Here is a 19,511-nt window from a genome sequence, read left to right on the forward strand (position 1 = left end):
GCTCGCGGCTTTAGTCGCACGGGCTCAAGGCGGCGGCATATCGTCAGGCACGAAGAAATCAGGCATCAGCTCCTCGTCGGGAACATCGGCGTAGCCCGATAGATCGGTAATCCCGGCTGAGGCCAGAATCAGGTCGTCGAGACAGAAGTTACCCGTAAACTCCCGTGAGGGGCGGGTCAGGATGACATGCGCCGCATCGGACAGGATTTCGACATTTCGGCAGCGCCGCATGGCCTCGTCGCCCCCAAGGATGTTTTGCACTGCGGCCGTGCGGATCGCCGTCCTGGGCCAGAGTGCGTTAAAGGCGATACCGTCTTTCTTGAACTCCTCCGCCATCCCAAGAACGCACATGGACATACCGAATTTCGCCATGGTGTAGGCGACGTGTCCGCCAAACCACTTTGGCTTCATATCGAGCGGCGGCGAGAGGTTCAGAACGTGGGGATTTTCGGCCTTTTTAAGGTGCGGAATGCAGGTTTTTGAGACTAGAAACGTGCCGCGCGTGTTGATTCCGTGCATCAGATCGTAACGCTTCATATCGGTCTCAAGCGTCGGGGTCAGCTGAATGGCGCTGGCGTTGTTGACGCAGATATCAAGACCGCCGAAGGCCTCCACCGTCTTAGCAACGGCATCTTCGACCTGGTCCTCGTAACGGATGTCACAAATCACCGGCAGGGCGCGTCCACCCGCGGCTTCGACCTCCTCTGCCGCCGTGTAGATCGTGCCCTCAAGCTTGGGGTGCGGCTCCGCTGTCTTGGCCGCGATCGCGACATTGGCGCCGTCCTGGGCCGCGCGCTTAGCGATCGCGAGGCCAATGCCCCGGGACGCCCCGGAGATGAAAAGCGTTTTTCCCGACAGATCCGACATTGCGTCTCCCCTACCCGGCCGCAGCCGGTCCTGGTCCAAACAGAAGCAGCAATATGAACCTCTTTACCGAACCTGTCGATTGTTCAACGGAACTTCGACGAGCTCAGCTTCCGCGTGGTTTCAGCGCGGCCATTCCAGCCATGCAACCCCGCGTGACCAACACTGCCAGCACTGCCGCGCAGATCATCGGTCCGACCCCGCCATCAGCATAGAACGGGCACTCTGCACCCGATCGACCGCGGCTGTCACAAAACAAGCAGATCACCGCTTGAGTGGGTGGCCTCACGGGACGTCGCTCGGACCCTCATCTGGCTGGAATTGAGGCGGTTTTGATCGAAATACCCGCTTTAAACTCTCGGTGACACTCCTGTGCAAAACTTAGCTTACTGTTCAGGCTTACCCCTAGCCTGACCAGTATCGAAAAACTGCCCCCGCTGGCCGCCCGGCGGGGTTTTTTCGACCTACAAAGCCGTGACCTGAAGTGTTAACTATCCTTGCGCTTCAGGAAGGCCTCGAGCAGTTTCAGGTGCTCCCCCGCCCGGTTGCGCGAATAAACCAGGGTCATGCCCTCCTTGGTGAGGGTCCGGTTGTAAACCTGAATCTCGTAACCGCCGTCCTCAGCCACGACCACGACATAGATGGAAAAAGTGTTCTCCTTAATTCGTCCCCAGAGGTACGGCGCCGTGCCGCGCGGGTCACGGGGGGAACGCGGCTCGACTGTCTCGCCGCCGTCCTTGCCCTCGCCTGCGCCCTGCTCCAACTTCGCAATGTCTTCAGCCTTGCCGCTGGAACTCACCGCAACAAAAATCGTTTCGGCCGGGTCAGCGGGAACAAACACCGCATCGTGTGTCTTGGAGCTAAAGCTGCCGTCCGAGCGTTTCGACAAGGTCGTCCAGGAAACCTCCACACCGTCGATACCGGGCATCGCGTTGGGAGCAGGGCTGAAGGATACCGATATCCCGCGCTTCTTTGCGCCCGTCGCGGTCAGGAAAGTCGTCTCACCCTGAAAGACTCCGAAAAATGCCTCGACCGGAGCATCCGCAGCCTGAACGGGTCCGCTTAAAATTAGAAGCGACAATCCCAGGATCAAGCCGCGCAACTTGATCATCGGGCAAAAACTCAACATACCTGCTTGTGCCTCCCTAAGGCTCCTATGAGCCGATCCGCCGCATCGCACCGATCATAGCGATCGGGGCCGTTCCAAAGTCCTGACGCATTCCGGGTTTCGCCGACCTTTTCCCCTTCATCAATACCGCGAATTTCGACGCTTCGCCACTCACATCTAATTGCCTCATTCTTCAATAAAAGCGATTACTTAGATTACGCGCACAACCGCGAATTCCGTCAAAAACCAGCTCTTTTAACTTGGGGGGTTGAGCGAGGAAAAGCAAACACCAACTTGTGCGTTGAAACCAACGTTTCACACCACCGATGCTTGGTCACTTCTTGTGAAACGCGTTTGAACTCGTGCAAAACGAGAAACTCTATTATATCTACAGGCGCAATAACGGCGTTCACCTATTCTCAATGGGGTAGCTTTAGTCTAGGCCTCTCGTCGTTTGAACGAAAAACGTGACGCCGGTGACTGAAAAAGGAGCGACCAAGTGAACCTCGAGGAAATGACCCTTCTCATTCAAAGTCGTGCCGCGGAGAACCTGCCCTTGGGTTATCGCGTAAAGTTCGACATTAACGATCTGGGCATAATCCTATGGGATGGAACCGAGACTCCGGCAGTTTTCAGCAACGACGATCAGGACAGTGATGCGACTGTCGGCGTAACCAGCGACAATCTGGAAAAACTGATGAATGGCAATCTGGACCCCACACTTGCTTTCATGACCGGTAAAATCAAAGTCAGCGGTTCCAAGGGCGTAGTCATGAAGCTCAGTAATATGTTGGAAAGCTGAGGCAAACCTCCGAATTCAGCCGGGGCTTATCCTCTCCCCCCTGGTCCGCAGCAAACCCCTATCCGGCCTCTTGCCGCCTCGCCCTGTGCGAAGGTGCCTCTGCATATTGTGGGTAGCGCTCCAACATCAATTCGTCGATCCGCTGTTTCAGGGCCCGCTTCCAGCCAAGCGCAAAGAAGACTTCAGCGACCAGGAACATGGGCCCGATCAAGGCCTGAAACAGGTTGCTGATCAACGCAGGCCGGCGCCCCTCGTAAACGTGCCCCCAGAGCTGCAAAATCCAACCGCCGATGAAGAAAACAGCGAAAACACTCCAGACGGTCGACGGCGCAGCGTTCAACGCCAGCCAGTCTGCAAGTAACAGTGAAGGCACCATTAAAAGCACCATCGCCAGGCCGATTGCGACGTCGAGACTGATCCAGAGCAGAAGCACTGCAATCGCGACGATCAGAGCGGCGGAAACGTCAAAACCCGCGATCGGAAACCGATAGAGCGCCAGCACGACCAAAAGCGAAAAGACAATGGCCGGGATTCCCACAAAGTGCGTGGCACGGTTGCGCGGATCCCGGTGATAGCTGGTATACATGGCCATCTGGGATTCGAAGAGACCCTTTGGTGACATTTTCCGCCCTCCCAAATAAAACAGATATCTCCAGCGACAGCGTTACGCCGGTTCGAGCCATCGTAAGCGGTCACTATCATAGCTGTAGTTTGAATGTTTGCAGCCCTTTATCCGACCGCATGCTTTTTTGAGCCGACCCGTTAGAGCAGGCCAGGAACCACGGCTACTCATCACTTGCCTTCGCAAGCGGAATATTACAACGTGGCGCCGGTCTGTGCCTTTTGCACAGCAGGTGGATTATGGCGAGAACCAAAGCATTCGATATCGAAGAAGCGCTGGAAAAGGCGATGAATGCCTTTTGGAGCCGCGGCTACGCATCGACTTCAGTGCATGATCTGGTCGAAGCCATGCAGATTCAGCGCGGGAGCCTGTACGGCACCTTTGGCGACAAGCAGACCCTCTTCCGTTTGGCCTACGAGCGTTACGACGCCCGGCGCCAGAAGGGCATGCAGAGCGCGCGCTCGCCCGTCGATGCCATCTGCGCCTGGTTTCGCAAGCTGGTGGAGGAAGGTTGCGCGGAAAACGGCGCCAGGGGCTGTTTTATCGTCAATACCGCTCTGGAGCTGGAAATGCACGACGAAGCAATGCGCGGCAGTGTGGCAAAGAGCCTGTCCAGCATCGAGGCGTTTTTCTTCGATAACATCCGCGCCGGCCAGCAGGATGGCAGTATCGACGAGGCGGTTGATGCCAGGAAGACCGCCCAATCCATGCTTTCCAGCGTCATCGGTCTGCGGGTCCTATCCCGCTCCCGCCCCGAACGTGCCCTGCTTCAAAACATTGCCGACTCAGCGGTCGCTCCCATCCTTTGAATCACCTGAGCGGCTAACCAGCCCGCGCAGATGTGATCCCAGGTGATCACCCCTTTTGGTTAAACTTCCGTCTTGTCTTCGAGCTCACCTGGACATCGGGAGAATACTCCCTACCCGGGCGGGCGCAGCAGGACCAAAGCGATGTATTCCGCCAGAACTCCCTTGACGCAAACAATAAGCTTGGCACTGGCCGCTGCCGTTCTAATTCTGACGGCAGCGTGTCAACGGCTTCCGGCGGGAGCGCCCAGTGTTCCAGAGTCCAGTGTTCCAAAGTCCGGTGTTCCAGGGCCCGGCCTTCCAGAAACAGTTGTCATCCCTGCGGGTCCCTTTTTCGCCGGCTCAGACAGCGCCGAACGCGAGACCGGCTATCGGCTCGATGAGGCGGCATACGGACACAGTGTTACACGCCAGAATGGCTGGTACGACCGGGAGCGGCCGCGCGGTGAACAGACACTTCCGGCCTTCGCGATCACAAAAACCACCATCACCAATCAGCAATATGCGGCTTTTGTCGCGGAAACCGGGCACCGCGCGCCCGACGTAACCCCCGGCACCTGGAGGGGCTATGGACTGATCCACCCTTACGAACGAACCCGGCGCCATGCCTGGGACGACGGCAGTCCGCCCGCTGGACGCGCACAGCATCCGGTGGTTCTCGTCTCCCACGCGGACGCTCTGGCCTACGCGGCCTGGCTAAGCCGGAAAACCGGTATGACCTGGCGCCTGCCCAGTGAGCTTGAGTGGGAAAAAGCCGCGCGCGGCGCGGATGGCCGACTTTTCCCCTGGGGTGACGATTTCGATCAGTCGCGGCTCAACAGCCACGACCAGGGCCCGTTTGACACGCTTCCGGTCGGTCGTTTTCCCGAGGGCCAAAGCCCCTATGGACTGCTCGATGCAGCCGGACAGGTTTTCGAATGGACGTCGAGTCCCGGCAATACCGGGCGCTATCTGGTCAAAGGCGGGTCCTGGGACGACAAGGGCTGCGGGGTCTGCAGGCCGGCCGCACGGCACGCCCGGCCGGAAAACCTGAAACACATTCTCATCGGCTTCCGGCTGGTGCGCGATCTCTGAATCCTGCGCTCGAAGCCTCACTCAAGAGACGCTGCAGACAGGGGCTTTGCGGTCAAACCGCTTCCTGGGCGGCGGCATCTTCCAGAAAGTAGGTCACTGAATCACCTGAACGCCAGGCATCATGTTTGCGCATGATCGACCTGAAGAGCTGCCCCTCTTCCAGGGCCTTCAACCAGCGCTGCAGGCCGTTGTAGTCCGTGCTCTCGAACCAGTCCAGATCCACCCGCGCGAACTGACGCACGAAAGGAAAAATCGCGACGTCCACCAGGGAAGGATCATCCCCGAACAAGTAGGGCGAGTGTGTCAGGCGGAGTTCCAGTTTATCGAGAAACGGCTCCGTCAGTCCCCGGTAAAGAGTCGCATCCTGCTCCGGGTACCGATCGGCGTACTTGTAGCGATCCAATGCGAACTTGAAGGGTCCGTCATTTTCGGTGATCAAACCATAGGCAGGAGCGCGGGTCGTGGGATCTTGCAGCGGCCAGGACCAGCGCCGGATATTGGAACGTTCCATCGTCCAGTCGATGATATCCATGCTTTCGTCAAGCACCCGGCCATCGGGCAGCAGGAGAATAGGTACTGTGCCCTTTGGTGAAGCCTCAAGCATGGATGGCGGCTTCGATCTCAAGACGACTTCGCGCAATTCACATTCGATATTTGCAATCACCAAAGCCATGCGGGCCCGCATGGCATAGGGACAACGCCGAAAGCTGTAGAGAATCGGAAGTTTCATGATGTCTCCGAGTCTGAGCTTGGTTCGGGATGGTGCTTGCCGGTCTCTGAAACGGCGAGCTCCAACGTCAAGGACGCCTTCGTCTGCGAGCCGGGTTTCTTACGGCCATGCGCCTTGGGATGCGGACCGAAGTGGCTCTCGTTCCGCTCCGCCGCCAGCATCACCTGGCGTTGGCGTTCGCTGTTGCGCGCCCGCTTTGCCTCAGTCAGTTCGTGATAGCAGAACGGACAGGACACACCGCGCTCGTAAAGCGGCGAGTTTCTGTCAGAAACCGAGAGCGGCGCCCTGCAGCTTCGGCATTCGCTGTAGCTGCCTTCGTTGAGACCATGGGTGACCGCCACGCGATCGTCGAAAACAAAGCACTCGCCTTTCCAGAGGCTTTCGGATTCCGGGACGGTCTCGAGGTATTTGAGAATACCGCCCTTCAGATGGAATACCTCGTCAAAACCCTGTCCCAGCATAAAAGATGAAGCTTTTTCACAGCGTATGCCCCCAGTGCAGAACATCGCGACTTTGCGGTGTTTGTTAGGGTCCAGATTCTGTTTCACGTAGTCGGGGAACTGCCGGAAGGTCTCGGTCTTTGGGTCGGTCGCCCCCTCGAAGCTGCCGATACCGACCTCGTAGTCGTTGCGTGTGTCAATCACCAGAACTTCGGGATCGGAAATAAGGGCGTTCCAGTCCTCGGGCTGCACGTACCGGCCAACCTGAAGATTGGGATCCACATCAGGCACACCCAACGTCACGATTTCTTTTTTCAAACGCACTTTCATGCGCAGGAACGGCATTTTCGCGGCGGAGCTCTCTTTATGCTCAAGATCCGCCAGGCGGGGATCACGCCGCAGGTAGGTCAAAACCGCATCGATGCCGGCGCGTGTCCCGGCAATGGTTCCATTTATACCCTCTCGCGCCAGGAGCAGCGTGCCCATCACGCCCTGCTGGCGACAGACATCCGCCAGCGGTTCCCGCAGTTCCGCAAAATCCGGAAGCGGTGCAAATCTATAGAGCGCTGCGACAACAAAATGGGTCATGATTCATATGTAAGCATATTTTTTAAAATGGCATGTGGTGATTACCACAACCTCCGGCAGCCGACCAAAAAAAAAACCGCGGCGCGGTCACGAAACGCCGGAAAATTCCCCTTTTGGGATGATTGTGTACATTTATTACTATTTTGGCGGGATCTTCAGCCTGCCTCGACGGCACTGGCGTTGCCCGATATTCGATTCCGCCTGCCCGTCCGTGACCTAGGGCATGGCCTAGCTATTTCTTAACCGGAAGCGGGAATACTGGCGGTCTTGCATACCACCCCATGGGAGCGCATCTTGTCTGATCAGGCGATTTTGGCCGGCTATGTCACATCCGTTTTCGGCTCCAAGGTTTTGGCAACCCTGGTAACCCCTGAAAGCCGCGGCTCGACCATCGATGCCGCCGAGGTCGACCTCGCGGTACAGATCGGCGCACTCGTCCGCATCGATACGCCAAGGTCACGGGCTTACGGGGTCGTCAATAAGCTGGACGCCCGGCAGGCTTCCTCTCCGCCCCGGCCCGACGAGCAGCGCGAGGTTGAGATCGACCTCTTCGGCGAGACGCCTCTCGACGGTCTGGAGGGCATCGCCCAGGATTTTCGCCGCGGTATCTCCATTTACCCGACTCTCGGTGCACCGCTCTACTCGACGACAGACGTTGAGCTGGGAACGATATACTCCCGGCCCGACGCCTCCAACGTTGTGGTCGGCAGCCTCTATCAGGACGCGCGGATTCCGGCCTATGTGATGACCAACGAGCTCTTGGGAAAGCATTTTGCGATCCTGGGAACGACCGGCGCAGGCAAATCCTGTGCGCTATCGGTCGTGTTGCACTCGGTTCTTCAGTCCCACCCGCACGGTCACGTTGTCCTGCTCGATCCCCACAATGAGTACGCGCCGGCTTTTGGCGATGCCGCTGAAATCATCCGGCCAACCGACCTTCAGATGCCCTACTGGCTGCTGAATTTCGAAGAAATGATCGAGGTTCTCTGTAGCCCGGACGAAAACGCGCGAGACAGTGAAGCAGCCATTCTCAAAGACGCAATCGTGTATGCAAAGCGGGCTTTCTGTTCGGACGAAGAACAAAGCCGGATCCTGACCGTCGATACGCCGGTCCCCTATCGCTTGAGCACCATGCTCGAACGAATTGACGACGCGATGGGAGATCTGGGTAAGCCGGATCAGATGGGACCCTATCTGCGCCTGAAGAACCGCATCGACGATCTGCGCGACGACCGTCGCTTCAGCTTCATGTTCTCCGGCCTGACGGTCAAGGACACGATGACCGATGTCTTGTCGCGGATTCTGCGCATCCCGACGTCTGGCCGTTCGGTCTCGATCTTTGACCTTTCCGGCGTTCCCGCCGAGATTGTGGACGTGGTGGTATCGCTGCTCTGCCGGACGATTTTCGACTTCGCCCTTTGGAGCCCTCCCGAGGATTCGGCCCCGATCCTGATGGTCTGCGAGGAAGCGCACCGCTACATCCCGCGGGATCCTCACGACGGCTTCGGCCCCACCCGTAAGGCCATTGCCCGGATCGCCAAGGAGGGCCGCAAGTACGGCGTCTCACTTGGGCTGGTCACACAGCGCCCATCGGAATTGGCGGAAACGATCCTCTCCCAGTGCAACACCCTCTTTGCTCTGCGCATGGGTAACCAGCAGGATCAGGAATTCGTCGAACGCGCCCTGCCCGAGAGTGCCGCCGGAATGCTGAGCTGCCTGCCCTCGCTGCGGACACAGGAAGCCGTCGTCGTCGGCGAAGGTGTCCGTGTGCCGATCCGCATTCGCTTCGCGAACCTTGAAGAGAACAAACGCCCGCACAGCACCACGGCAGACTTCGCCCATTCCTGGCTTGAAGACTCGACCTCACGCGAGACAATTACCCGCTCGATCGAACGCTGGCGCAAGCAGCAACGCTAAGAGAAGCGCTGTTTCAGAGCTTTTGGAAAGGCAGAGGTACGGCGCGGGCCCGAGGCTGGGAGCGCGTTAGGTCACGCGCGGCCGGCCAGGAGCGTGGCCTCGGAAGCTGCGATCTGCACCGGCAGCACTTTGGCAGAAGCGACTGTAGCAGAAGCGACCTTAGCCGATGGGACCGCGATCGCAGGGGCTGCGCGGCCCTGTGCTTCAAGGATTTCAACGATACGGGTCTCGATCCCGCCCGGCTTGACAGGTTTGGTCATGAAGGCGTTGCCGCCCGCCGCCAGAACCTGTTCCTTGACCTCGAGTTCGCCATAACCGCTGATCACCACGACCGGCGTCCTCGCCAGCGCAAGATCATCAGTCGAGCGCAACGACCGCAGGAATTCCAGGCCGGAAACCGGGGTCATATTCAAATCCGAAATGACGAAGTCAACCGGGTTACGCTGAAGCTCGTCCATCGCTTCCTGACCGTCAGCAGCCATCGCGACCGAGCCGGCGCCCAGTGCCAGCAGCATCATTTCCATCATGGCCCGGATAACGCCGGTATCGTCGGCCACCAAAAAGGACAGAGAGCCCCATTCTTCGCGCGAGAGCACAGTCATTCCAGTGGTCCAACCTTCAGCAGAAATCACAAATACGGCCCTAACCAAGAGCCCGGATGCCTGATCGGCGCGTTTGGTATGACACAAACAATCAGGCTCTGTGAAGCTACCCCGAAAGCCTTAACAATAGGTAAGAAGCTCAGGCGGTAACAAACTGTTATCCAAAGGAAAACAACGCAATTTTATTCAAAAGCGGAAGGAGACGCTGATCGCCCCGAACTGATCGGGACTGTCCTGGGTTTCGAACTCCTTCGAACGGATGATGTGGGTGTAGGCAATCCGGGCAACCGGGAAGATGACCGCGGCGCCGAACTGCAGGTCACCGACCAGGATTTCTTTATCCACGTCCCGGCTGTCTTTGAAGGTATTGCCATCCAGGAAGATGTTGCGCGCGACGATCCGGCCTTCCGCGCCCGCAAAGAGGTACCATCCCAGCAGATCGACCGGATCGAAGTAAGCGGATCCCGGCAGGCTCGGACGGATCCGTTGCGGACCGCCCAGATCGTTCCGCAGATCTTCGCCGAAACGCAGGGTCGCACCGGCGGCTCCGTAGGTCAGGACGTTGCCGGCGGCACCGCCCACGTGGGGAGTCACGTCGATGCCCAGTCCGGGCCAGAGGCCAAGTACCGGAATATCCTCTTTATCGAATTGAATGAGCGAACGCCACTTTCGTTCGTAGGTCAAAAGGATGCCGGGCTCGTTTTTGATTTGCGTGCCCCAACCCAGGGGTTCCGGCGATCCGATAAAATCATGCCAGGTCTTCTGCGTATCCTCCGCGAGCGACGCCGGGCCGACCATGCCTATGTTGAGATCGAGAACATCGATCTGATCATTGCTTTCCGAGACGATACCCACTCCGGCGTAGAGCCAGCCCGCATAGGGACGGGAATCTTCAGGCGGCGACGGATCACGGATATCGTCCGGTGTGAACATGCTCTGCCCGGCGGAGTAGGAGATCCGCAAGCTGCCGCCATCGGGGAACATGGGTAAAAAGTCCGCCACTTCATGGGCAAACTCCGGCGCGCCGTTCCGCGGGGACAGCCATGACATCTTTGAACCATGGGTGTAATGCCGGTCGCGGCTGCTGCCGAAAAGATCGTTTTCCGCCACGAAACTCAGGGTGCCCTTCGCGTCCCGCTCGGGCTTTGCCTTCTCTTCAGGCGCTGTCCCGGAGTCGGCCTGCAGGGGAAAGGGCTGCAACACCACACAAAGAACAAGCAGCAAAGCTTTATAATATTTAAACAAATTCATTCACCGAATCTCACGAACCGAAACCATAGGCTTGCATATCAATAACAATTAGAAAAAGGCGATTTTTGGGCTGTGATGTCTTTTTCCAAGTCCAGCATAGGCCACAACTCCGGCTCTTCGAAATAGGTCTAAGCGTAAAGTGTTAGCAATGCGGTAACCTGTGCGATAAATCCCCACCCACAGTCTCTCGTCTCGGCTGAAGCCGTCTCAGCGCCAGCGCAGCAACAAGGCCTCCAGGCGGCTGAGCACAATACCAATGGTCAAGCCGATCAGCGACAACAGCACCACGCCCGCGATCAGGTAGTCAGTCTGCATCAGATTTCCGGCGGCGAGCACCAGCGCTCCCACCCCCCACTCTGCCCCGATCATCTCGGCGGCGACCAGAAGGACAATCGCAATCGAGGCCGAGATCCGGAATCCGGAGAGAATGGCGGGCATGGCGCCCGGAAAGACGACCTTGAAGACAATGTCGCGGGTCGGCATGTCGAAGCTTTGGCCCATGCGAATCAGGCTGCGCGCCACGTTGTCCACACCGCTGTAGGTGTTGATGACCGTCGGGAAGAAGACGCCGAACAGGATGGTAGCGACTTTCGAGGGCTCACCAATACCGAACCAGATAATGAAGAGCGGCAGCAACGCGATCTTGGGTATAGGAAAAAGGGCCGAGACAAAAGGCAGGCCGACGGACCTCGCAATCGAGAACATCCCAAGCGCCAGGCCAACCGCCAGACCGGCCAGCGTTCCGAGACTCCAGCCCATTGCCAGGCGCCCCAGCGACGCGGAGAGATGCCGCCATAGGTCGCCGCTGCGCGCCAGATCAGCCAGGGCCGTCAGGATCTCCTCCGGGCTGGGGAGCGTGAGCGGGTGGATGTAGCCCATGGAACTGCCGAACTGCCAGGCGGCGATTACAGCTGCGAAAGCAATCCAGGCGGCGGCGCGATGGGACGAAGGCGCAAAACCCCCACCCCGAAACGGGACCGCACGCGAAGCGGCCTGCCGCGTGGGCGCAGCGGTGCCCTCTTTGGGTAGAGGACCTTCAGACATCCGCCAGCTCCAGTTCCGCCGTCTGGGCTTCGTCACGGATCAGAGCCCAAAGACGCTCGCGCAGGGGTGCCAGTTCAAGCAGACCCGCCGTGCCCTGCCGTTCATCCAGCGGCACATCGATAATGATTTCTTCCCGCACCCGCCCCGGCCGCCGCGAGAGGACAACGACGCGATGCGCCAGCCGCAAGGCCTCATCGAGATTGTGGGTGACGTAAACCGCGGTCAGCTTTTCGCGCAGCCAAAGTCCGACAAAATCTTCCATCAGAAGATTTCGGGTTTGCGCATCCAGCGCCGACAAGGGTTCGTCCATCAGCAGCACCGCAGGTTTGACCGCAAGCGCCCTCGCGATACCGACACGCTGGCGCATCCCGCCCGAGAGCTGCCGCACGTAAGCTCCGGCAAAGTCCGTCAGACCGGTTCGGGCTAGCGCATCTTCAACCCGTTCCCGGCGTTCATCCGAGGTGAGTTGGTGATGCTCGAGCGGCAGGCGCACGTTGCCTCGCACGGAACGCCAGGGCAGCAGCGCAAAATCCTGAAAAACATAGGTTAAGGGGTTCAGACAGCCCTCCGGCAAAGCGCCCTGCATCTCAACCCTGCCCTCACTTGGCTGCAAGAGCCCGCCCAGAATACCAAGCAACGTCGACTTGCCGCAGCCGGAGGGACCAATCAGCGCCAGGATCTCACCCTCCCGCGCGTGCAGATCGACGGCCTCCAACGCCGTCAGGTCGTCATATTTATGCGTAATCCCCGTTGCCCGCAGTTCCACGCTGTCCCCCAGTAGCCACGCTGTACTTTAGTAGCCACGCTGCCTCAATACACCGAGCCTGACCGTCTCCAGAAAGTTTCAAGTGAAACGGTCAGGCTCATCAGTATCTTCAAATCGCGTCTCAAGGCAGATTGAAATGCCCCTCGATGAACGACAGATCGATGATATCTGCCGGATTCAAGGACTTCGCCACCATCCCCCGCTCCTGATACCAGGCGACCTGCTTGTAGATATCACCGACGTCCAGACGCCCTTTCGGATCGATAAAAGGCGCACCCGCCTTGGTTTTGGCAGCGGTCGGTTTCGGCCCGACGTACTTGTTGATCATCGGGATCAGTTCGTCCGCCTTGGCACCAAACTGCCGGTTACCTGAGCCGTCGAGCGCATTCATGCCCTCGTTGTAATCACCCGCCGCACGCTGGTAGGCGCGCACGAATTTTTCCACGATTTCACGTCTTTCATCGATGTTCTTCGCCGAGGTAAAGAGCCCGCCAAGCTGGTAGGGCGTCTCCTGATGCACCCAGCCGATGATCTTTGCCGCACCGGCCTTATCGAGTCCCTTGGCAATATGTGCGGGAATGATCATGGAGTCGATCTGACCAGACTTAAGTGCGCCGATCATCGCCGGCACCGACTGAAGGGGTTTCAAATTGATCTCCCCCAGATCGAAACCACGTTTGTCGGCGAGCTGCCCGATCATGTAGTGGAAGGAAGATCCGGTCTGGGTCATACCGAAACTGCGGCCTGGAAACTTTTCGACCGAGGTGAAACCCGCGTCGAAAGCCTGATTGGACGCGAGATACGCCGAAAAGTCGTAACCCGGCTCCTCGCGGCTTTGCGCCCCGATCACCTTGAGCGCGCCCTTGGCGGCCAGATTGTAGAAACCGCCGGTAAAGGCCGTGACGCCGAAGTCGGCATCCCCGGAAGCAATGGCGACGGCGACAGGCTGAGCGGCGCGAAAGAACTTGAATTCGACCTCCAGGCCCTCGTCCGCGTAGTAGCCCTTTTCCTGCGCGATGAAGAGAGGCGAAGAAGAAACGAAGGTTAGAGCCGCGATGGTTATCTTTTCCGCCGCCTGCACCGCGCTGCTCGACAGGGCGCCAGCCGAGAATACGCCGGCAGCCACAGCAGCCCCGAGGGTAAAACGGGCCAAGCTTCCACCCAGAGCACGTCGGGAGAGGGTCTTTTTGCCTCCAGGTGCGAAACAGGTCGATTTCATTTTTTTCCTTCCTCTAACACTTATAAATCAGGCAAAGCTGATTCGCTCAAAAGCCAAAACTATTGCAAGTCTTCGGCTTTGTCCCGCACTTCAAACGGAAGATAAAGGCCGCTCAGAAATCGCAGCGCTTGATCCCGCAGCCTTTATGGCGGCAAAGTTGAGAATGATCATGAGAAAACATCAGGCCCGGAACAGGGCGAACCGCCTGTCGCTCGCAGGCTGCGCGTTTTTGGGCTTCAGCGTCATGGCACCGCTCTCGGCCAAGGCGAACCAGTCGCCGGATGTCGTCAACTGCTACGACGCGAAACGCGATCACGTTCAGATTGTGCTGCGCTCGGATTGCGTCGGCGAGGTGGTCAGCGACGAGAGAGCCGAAGCGATCAAACAGCGGCGAATCGAGCGTATCCGCGAAAAGCTTGAGAACCAGAGCAAACCTCTTGCCCCGGGAAAGCGCCTGGTCAGTATCGGGACAGGTTTCTTCGTGGCCCCGGGAGGCGTGGTCCTCACCAACAATCACGTGGTTGCCAGCTGTCCGCAGGTTTCCGTCACGACAACCGCGGGACAGCGGCTCGAGGCAACCATCCAGGCAACCAGCCCGGCTTTTGATCTGGCTTTGCTCAAGACCAAGCTGGAAAGCAAGGTGCACGCGACCTTCGCCAGAAAAAACGACCAGTTGACCGATCTTCCTATCGTTCTGGTGGGTTATCCAAACCAGGGGATTGCGCCCATCAAACCGCTTCTTACACCGGGACGCACCCTGCAGCGCTATCAGGTGTCCCGGCTTGGTGTGATGGTTCCAATCCGTGCGGATGTTCGAAAGGGTAACAGTGGCGGCCCCGTGATCGATGAAAGCGGACGCGTCATCGGCGTGATCACCGCAAAAATCGATACGGTTTCAACCTTCAAGCAAACCGGCAAAGTCGTGCGCGATGTCGGTTACGCCGTCAGCAACTCTGTGGTTCTGGGCTTTCTCGAAAACAATCAGGTCACTGTCACGACCGCGGACGTGAGCAAAAAGAACAGCGAGACGGAACTCTTCGACGGCGCAAAGCCCTATATCGTCAGGGTCGGATGCTGGCAGTAAGACCACCGACATCCGACCCCGGATTTTTTCGCCTCGTTTTTGTGTGTCTTAACCGACCACTTCCCACGAACCATCGGGCTGACGACAGGCGCGGCCGTAGGCATCCTGTGCTTCCCCGCCCACATAAACCGTGTGGGTGTACTCACGGCAATAACGCCCTTGCGGGCTCTGGTAGGTCTGGACCGGCTTGATGGTGCCTGAGTTTCCGCTGTCCGGATTGTTCCAGGTCACCTCGTTGCCGGTCGGGGTGTATTCCAGGGCATCCTGCTCTGCACGATAGGCATATTGCTTGTCGGCCTTGTCGAGGCTCTGGCCGACCTGATTGCCGACAAAAGCACCGATCAGTGCGCCCGCGGCGGTCGCGGCAAGCTGTCCGGATCCGCTGCCGAACTGAGCACCGGCCACGGCGCCACCGACGCCGCCAAGCAGTGTGCCGACGGTTTCCTTGGTGCCGTATTGATCGTTGTTCGCACAGCCTGCGACCGAAAGACCCAAGACGGCGACGAGGATGAATTTCATAGGTGTCATGGTTGGTCTCACTTTACTTCCAGGTATCCGGCGCAATGCTCTTCACTGCCGCCGTGTGAATATGACGCCAACTCTAGTGCACTCAGATTGAAACGATGCTGAACAGCCTGTTCATCTCCCGTTCAGCTACATGAACATGATTTTTTTCTTTAAAATCAGGTACTAATCGGTTCTTCGCGCACCCGGCAGTGTCAAAGCCGCCCGCAAACCCTGCGTGGGCGATTCCTGCAGCGCGAGTTTTCCGTCATAAAGTCCCGCAATGTCGGCCACGATTGAGAGGCCGAGTCCCGAACCTGGAACCGATTCGTCCAGACGCTTTCCCCGCTGGATGACCTCTTCCCGGCGGGCCGGCGGCAGGCCGGGGCCATCGTCGTCCACAAGAATGCAGAACTCGCCATCGCGGAGACTCACGGAGACATTGACCTGCTCTCTTGCCCACTTACAGGCGTTGTCCATCAGATTGCCGGTCATCTCCTCCAGGTCCTGACGTTCACCGCGAAACAACAGATCGTCTTCACACTCGACCTCGATCGAGATGTCCCGGCGCGCATGAATGCGCAACAGCGTGCGCCTGAGATCTTCGAGCACCTCTGCGACCTCGGTGCGAACCCCCAGGACTCCCCCGCTGGCGGCGGTCCGCGCCCGCACCAGATAGTGATCGACGTGGCGCTGCATCAGGATGGTCTGCTGACTGACCGTATCTGCGAGCGGCTCGGTGGAGGCCGCGGATTCGTTGAGCAGAACTGAAAGCGGCGTTTTCAGCGCATGCGCGAGATTGCCCACATGGGTGCGCGCGCGCTCGACAACGGCCGTGTTATGCTCGAGGAGGGCATTGACTTCGGCTGCCAGCGGTTGGATCTCGCTGGGAAAGGGCCCGGTTAACTGGTCGTCGCGGCCGGAGCGGATATCGGCCAAAGCGACCTGGATACGGCGCAGAGGTTTCAGGCCGAATCGGACCTGAAAAAACATGGCCAGCACCAGGCCGCCGCCAAGAAGTCCGAGAGACCAGGCCAGAGTCGAATTAAAGCGCCGGATGTCGGCGACCATTTCCGATCGATCGCCCGCCACGACAAAATCCAGCGGAAAATCCGCCCCGGCCAGGATAATCTCCCGCGCGACAAGACGCAGGCTCTGGCCATCCGGACCGGGCACATTCGCGGTTCGAAGATCCGCCCCGGCCTTGGGATCGGGCCCGGGCAACGTCCAATCCCAAAGCGAACGCGATCGCAGGGGTTCCAGAAGAACAGGCTCCGGAGCGCCCGCGTCTGTCCGGCGCTGGGAAATCTGCCAATACCAGCCTGAGTAAGGCTGCTCAAAGCGTGCTTCGCTGAGCGCCGCCGTCATATCGACGCGGCCTTCGGCAGCGATTTCGCTTCCTGTTACAAGGCTTTCCAGCAAGACGGTCAGACGATCGTCGAACGACCGCTCGACATACTCCAGAAACAGGGACGATAAAACCAGACCCCCGACGGCCAGGCCCGATACGCACCAGAGCGCCGCGCCGGCGATCAACCGGAATGCCAGGGACCTGGACCCATTGTTGATCATTGGATCAGGCACCGTCTTCGGGCTCGGCAAGACAATAGCCAAGGCCTCGGACGGTTTGGATCAGATTCACCTTCAGCTTTTTGCGGAGCCGTCCAACGAAGACTTCGACGGTATTGGAATCCCGGTCAAAGTCCTGGTCATAGAGGTGCTCGGTCAGCTCGATGCGCGATACGACCCGTCCGCGGTGATGCATGAGGTAAGTCAGAAGGCGATACTCCAGTGACGTCAGTTTCACTGCCGTCCCGTTCACCGTAACCCGCGCGGCCCGGGTGTCGATCAAAAGCGGTCCGCATTCGAGCTCGTTGGTCGCATGACCGGCCGCCCGGCGCAGAAGCGCACGGATGCGCGCCAGGAGTTCTTCCATGACGAAGGGCTTTGCAAGATAATCGTCGGCACCGGCATCAAAACCTGCCACCTTCTCGCTCCAGCGGTCTCTCGCGGTCAGAATCAGGACCGGCATACTTCGTCCGTCACGGCGCCAGCGCTCCAGAACCGTCAGGCCATCGATCTTTGGCAGCCCGAGATCCAGAACAACGCCGTCATAGGGTTCCGTATCGCCCAAAAAGTGCCCGTCCTCGCCATTATGAGCGGCATCAACCACATATCCGGCATCCTCGAGCCCGGCTTTCAACTGGCGGGCAAGATCCGGATCGTCTTCAACGACCAAGAGCCGCATCGCTTTTCCTTTTTAATTCAGAGGGTTCGCTTTGGATTTCTGCTCCGCCACAGCTCAACAACGCCATAGTCTTCACTTCAGGATACGGCCGCTGCGGGCATCGACGGTCACACGCCGGACTTTGCCGTTTTTACCCAGGATCTTAATGACATAGCGGTACTTTCCGCCGTTCCGGGTCAGCTTCGCGTCCAGCAGTCTGCCTGGATAGCGTGCGCGGACCTTGGGCAAAATCGCATCCAGGGGCTGAGCCTGACCGCTGGAGACAGCATCCCGCGCCCTGTCATGGTCCTGCGCGGACACAGGTGGCACGGAAAGCATGACAACGGCCAGCCCCAGCGCAAATAGCAGGGCGCGGGCGGGTTGGCAGAGAAATGTCACGAGTTGCTGCATCATGGCCACTTTCCTAGCCCCTGGAACCTGAACAGCGAATGAACAGCCCATCCAGGATCAGTTCAGCGGGACTATGGCAGTGTCCCTCACCATCGTCCATCCCACCCGGATGAAACTTGGTTTGGAGGCACACATGAGAAAACTACTGATCCTATTCGGCGCGCTCAGCATGATCCTGGCCGGCACAGCCGGCGCGCAAGCCGGTGACCGGCACGGTGGGCACAACAGCAGCCGTCACTACAGCCATAGCTATCATTCCAGCCCTTACTGGGCCGGGGCCATCTTCTTTGGCCATCATGACCGCGGCCACCGAGCCTATGACCGGCGTTACGACCGCCGCTACGGACACCATCGCTCGCATCGGCATTACGGTCACAAGCACGGATACTATGACCGTCACGGCTACTACAAGAAACACAAGCACGGACACAAGTTTCACAAGCGCCGTATCCTGCCGATCAAAAAGATCGTCAAGAAGCTTCGCCACCGCAACTACCACGACATCTCAAGGATCGTCTTGAAACACGACCGCTACAGAGTCCGCGCATATGATCGGAAGGGACGCCCGGTGAAGCTGGTCGTGAACGCCCACAATGGCCGTATTCTTAAGAAGCGATACCGGTAGTAACGCTGCCTGCGGAAATACACGCACCCCCTATGAAAACCGCGGCGAATGCACCTTCGCCGCGGTTTGTCATTTTGCCTATCGGAGCGTATCGCGCAGCGCCCGAGTTCCTTATCCGAATGCAGATAAGCGCCGGAGCTGACGTCCCTGCGCATCGAAATTCGCGGGATCGAGCCACCCCTCCATCCGACGCCGGATATCGGGCCAATCCTGATCTGTCATTCCGAACCAGGCAGTGTCCCGGTTGCGCCCCTTGTAGATGGTTGCCTGACGAAAGATCCCCTCGAACTGAAAACCAAGCCGTGCCGCCGCCGCGCGGGAGCTCGCGTTCAGCGCATCGCACTTCCACTCGTAACGCCGATAACCCAGTTCATCGAACACCCGGCGCATCAGCAGATACATGGCCTCGGTTGCCGCTGCCGTTTTCTGCAGCTCCGGCGCATAGTTAATGTGCCCGACTTCTATAACGCCGACTGTGGGCTCAATCCTCAAGTAGCTGGCAACGCCGATGGCCCTTCCGCTCGCCTTGTCGACAATCGCATGAAACAGGGGGTCGTCGCCCTGACAGTCACGGCTTATCCAAGCCCGAAAATCCGCAAGGGACTCAAAGGGGCCGTAAGGCAGATAGGTCCAGATCCGGCCGTCCCGGTCTTTGAGATTCGCGTCATGAAGATCTGCCGCATGCCGTTCAGGATCGAGCGGTTCGACACGACAGCTGCGGCCCTCGATTGGCGTCCTTGCCGGCCGCTGTCGGGCGCTCCACTCCGCGACAGGAAAACCGACGGGTAAACCGAGTTCATTCTCAACCTGGCTCATGCTTGCTCCAA

General features: G+C 58.7%; 21 protein-coding genes. 6 read left to right on the plus strand and 15 right to left on the minus strand.

Features of this window, described 5'->3' with window-relative positions; all coding sequences use genetic code 11:
* Positions 1-24 precede the first annotated feature (24 nt).
* Positions 25-867 carry an SDR family oxidoreductase gene (locus tag FKG95_RS17540; RefSeq protein WP_142897706.1) on the minus strand — a complete coding sequence of 281 codons (843 nt, stop codon included), beginning with the start codon at positions 865-867 and terminating at the stop codon, positions 25-27.
* Positions 868-1,351: 484 nt separating this feature from the next.
* On the minus strand, positions 1,352-1,975 hold the full coding sequence (locus tag FKG95_RS17545) for a hypothetical protein (RefSeq protein ID WP_142897707.1): 624 nt from the start codon (positions 1,973-1,975) through the stop codon (positions 1,352-1,354).
* Between the two features lie 496 nt (positions 1,976-2,471).
* Here FKG95_RS17545 and FKG95_RS17550 point away from each other — a divergent pair, with 496 nt between their 5' ends.
* Entirely contained in the window at positions 2,472-2,774 is a 303-nt protein-coding gene (locus FKG95_RS17550; RefSeq protein ID WP_218940236.1) for an SCP2 sterol-binding domain-containing protein, read from the plus strand.
* 58 nt (positions 2,775-2,832) lie between these two features.
* On the opposite strand, the gene FKG95_RS17555 is transcribed toward FKG95_RS17550, so the two are convergent.
* Positions 2,833-3,396, minus strand: a complete 564-nt coding sequence (locus tag FKG95_RS17555) for an Mpo1 family 2-hydroxy fatty acid dioxygenase (RefSeq protein WP_142897708.1) — start codon at positions 3,394-3,396, stop codon at positions 2,833-2,835.
* Positions 3,397-3,635: 239 nt separating this feature from the next.
* Between FKG95_RS17555 and FKG95_RS17560 the strand changes: the two genes are divergently transcribed.
* The gene (locus FKG95_RS17560) at positions 3,636-4,205 is read left to right on the plus strand and encodes a TetR/AcrR family transcriptional regulator (RefSeq protein ID WP_142897709.1); all 570 of its coding nucleotides are present in this window, start codon (positions 3,636-3,638) and stop codon (positions 4,203-4,205) included.
* A gap of 162 nt (positions 4,206-4,367) precedes the next feature.
* The gene (locus tag FKG95_RS17565) at positions 4,368-5,276 is read left to right on the plus strand and encodes a formylglycine-generating enzyme family protein (RefSeq protein WP_246116816.1); all 909 of its coding nucleotides are present in this window, start codon (positions 4,368-4,370) and stop codon (positions 5,274-5,276) included.
* A gap of 52 nt (positions 5,277-5,328) precedes the next feature.
* Here FKG95_RS17565 and FKG95_RS17570 read toward each other — a convergent pair whose 3' ends face one another.
* Positions 5,329-6,006 carry a glutathione S-transferase gene (locus tag FKG95_RS17570; protein ID WP_142897711.1) on the minus strand — a complete coding sequence of 226 codons (678 nt, stop codon included), beginning with the start codon at positions 6,004-6,006 and terminating at the stop codon, positions 5,329-5,331.
* The gene (gene trhO / locus FKG95_RS17575; protein ID WP_142897712.1) at positions 6,003-7,034 is read right to left on the minus strand and encodes an oxygen-dependent tRNA uridine(34) hydroxylase TrhO; all 1,032 of its coding nucleotides are present in this window, start codon (positions 7,032-7,034) and stop codon (positions 6,003-6,005) included. Before trhO ends, FKG95_RS17570 begins: the two co-directional genes overlap by 4 nt.
* 294 nt (positions 7,035-7,328) lie before the next feature.
* Here trhO and FKG95_RS17580 point away from each other — a divergent pair, with 294 nt between their 5' ends.
* A complete protein-coding gene (locus FKG95_RS17580) occupies positions 7,329-8,951 on the plus strand; it encodes an ATP-binding protein (RefSeq protein WP_179954151.1) in 1,623 nt (540 codons plus the stop codon).
* A 71-nt stretch (positions 8,952-9,022) separates the two neighbouring features.
* Here FKG95_RS17580 and FKG95_RS17585 read toward each other — a convergent pair whose 3' ends face one another.
* From FKG95_RS17585 to FKG95_RS17605, 5 genes are all read right to left on the minus strand, one after another.
* Positions 9,023-9,553: a response regulator gene (locus FKG95_RS17585; RefSeq protein ID WP_142897714.1), complete on the minus strand. Its 531-nt coding sequence runs from the start codon at positions 9,551-9,553 to the stop codon at positions 9,023-9,025.
* A gap of 186 nt (positions 9,554-9,739) precedes the next feature.
* Complete coding sequence (locus FKG95_RS17590; RefSeq protein WP_142897715.1) at positions 9,740-10,804, minus strand: lipid A deacylase LpxR family protein; 1,065 nt, start codon at positions 10,802-10,804, stop codon at positions 9,740-9,742.
* A 207-nt stretch (positions 10,805-11,011) separates the two neighbouring features.
* Positions 11,012-11,848, minus strand: coding sequence for an ABC transporter permease (locus FKG95_RS17595; protein ID WP_142897716.1), 837 nt, complete (start codon positions 11,846-11,848; stop codon positions 11,012-11,014).
* Positions 11,841-12,614, minus strand: a complete 774-nt coding sequence (locus tag FKG95_RS17600; protein ID WP_142897717.1) for an ABC transporter ATP-binding protein — start codon at positions 12,612-12,614, stop codon at positions 11,841-11,843. Before FKG95_RS17600 ends, FKG95_RS17595 begins: the two co-directional genes overlap by 8 nt.
* A 121-nt stretch (positions 12,615-12,735) precedes the next feature.
* On the minus strand, positions 12,736-13,833 hold the full coding sequence (locus tag FKG95_RS17605; RefSeq protein WP_142897718.1) for an ABC transporter substrate-binding protein: 1,098 nt from the start codon (positions 13,831-13,833) through the stop codon (positions 12,736-12,738).
* A 169-nt stretch (positions 13,834-14,002) separates the two neighbouring features.
* Between FKG95_RS17605 and FKG95_RS17610 the strand changes: the two genes are divergently transcribed.
* Positions 14,003-14,917, plus strand: a complete 915-nt coding sequence (locus tag FKG95_RS17610; RefSeq protein ID WP_179954152.1) for a S1 family peptidase — start codon at positions 14,003-14,005, stop codon at positions 14,915-14,917.
* Positions 14,918-14,965: 48 nt separating this feature from the next.
* Here FKG95_RS17610 and FKG95_RS17615 read toward each other — a convergent pair whose 3' ends face one another.
* The 4 genes from FKG95_RS17615 to FKG95_RS17630 form a co-directional block, all read right to left on the minus strand.
* Entirely contained in the window at positions 14,966-15,445 is a 480-nt protein-coding gene (locus FKG95_RS17615) for an RT0821/Lpp0805 family surface protein (RefSeq protein ID WP_342779252.1), read from the minus strand.
* Between the two features lie 162 nt (positions 15,446-15,607).
* Complete coding sequence (locus FKG95_RS17620; RefSeq protein ID WP_142897720.1) at positions 15,608-16,993, minus strand: sensor histidine kinase; 1,386 nt, start codon at positions 16,991-16,993, stop codon at positions 15,608-15,610.
* Positions 16,994-16,997: 4 nt separating this feature from the next.
* The gene (locus FKG95_RS17625; protein ID WP_142897721.1) at positions 16,998-17,669 is read right to left on the minus strand and encodes a response regulator transcription factor; all 672 of its coding nucleotides are present in this window, start codon (positions 17,667-17,669) and stop codon (positions 16,998-17,000) included.
* Between the two features lie 72 nt (positions 17,670-17,741).
* The gene (locus tag FKG95_RS17630; protein ID WP_179954153.1) at positions 17,742-18,062 is read right to left on the minus strand and encodes a PepSY domain-containing protein; all 321 of its coding nucleotides are present in this window, start codon (positions 18,060-18,062) and stop codon (positions 17,742-17,744) included.
* A gap of 130 nt (positions 18,063-18,192) precedes the next feature.
* On the opposite strand from FKG95_RS17630, the gene FKG95_RS17635 reads away from it, so the two are divergent.
* Positions 18,193-18,684 (plus strand): PepSY domain-containing protein, encoded by a 492-nt coding sequence (locus FKG95_RS17635; protein ID WP_179954154.1) that lies wholly within the window; start codon positions 18,193-18,195, stop codon positions 18,682-18,684.
* Between the two features lie 111 nt (positions 18,685-18,795).
* On the opposite strand, the gene FKG95_RS17640 is transcribed toward FKG95_RS17635, so the two are convergent.
* Positions 18,796-19,500 carry a GNAT family N-acetyltransferase gene (locus FKG95_RS17640; protein WP_142897724.1) on the minus strand — a complete coding sequence of 235 codons (705 nt, stop codon included), beginning with the start codon at positions 19,498-19,500 and terminating at the stop codon, positions 18,796-18,798.
* Between the last annotated feature and the right edge of the window lie 11 nt (positions 19,501-19,511).

This window comes from Denitrobaculum tricleocarpae, from assembly GCF_007004665.1.
GTDB lineage: Bacteria > Pseudomonadota > Alphaproteobacteria > Kiloniellales > Kiloniellaceae > Denitrobaculum > Denitrobaculum tricleocarpae.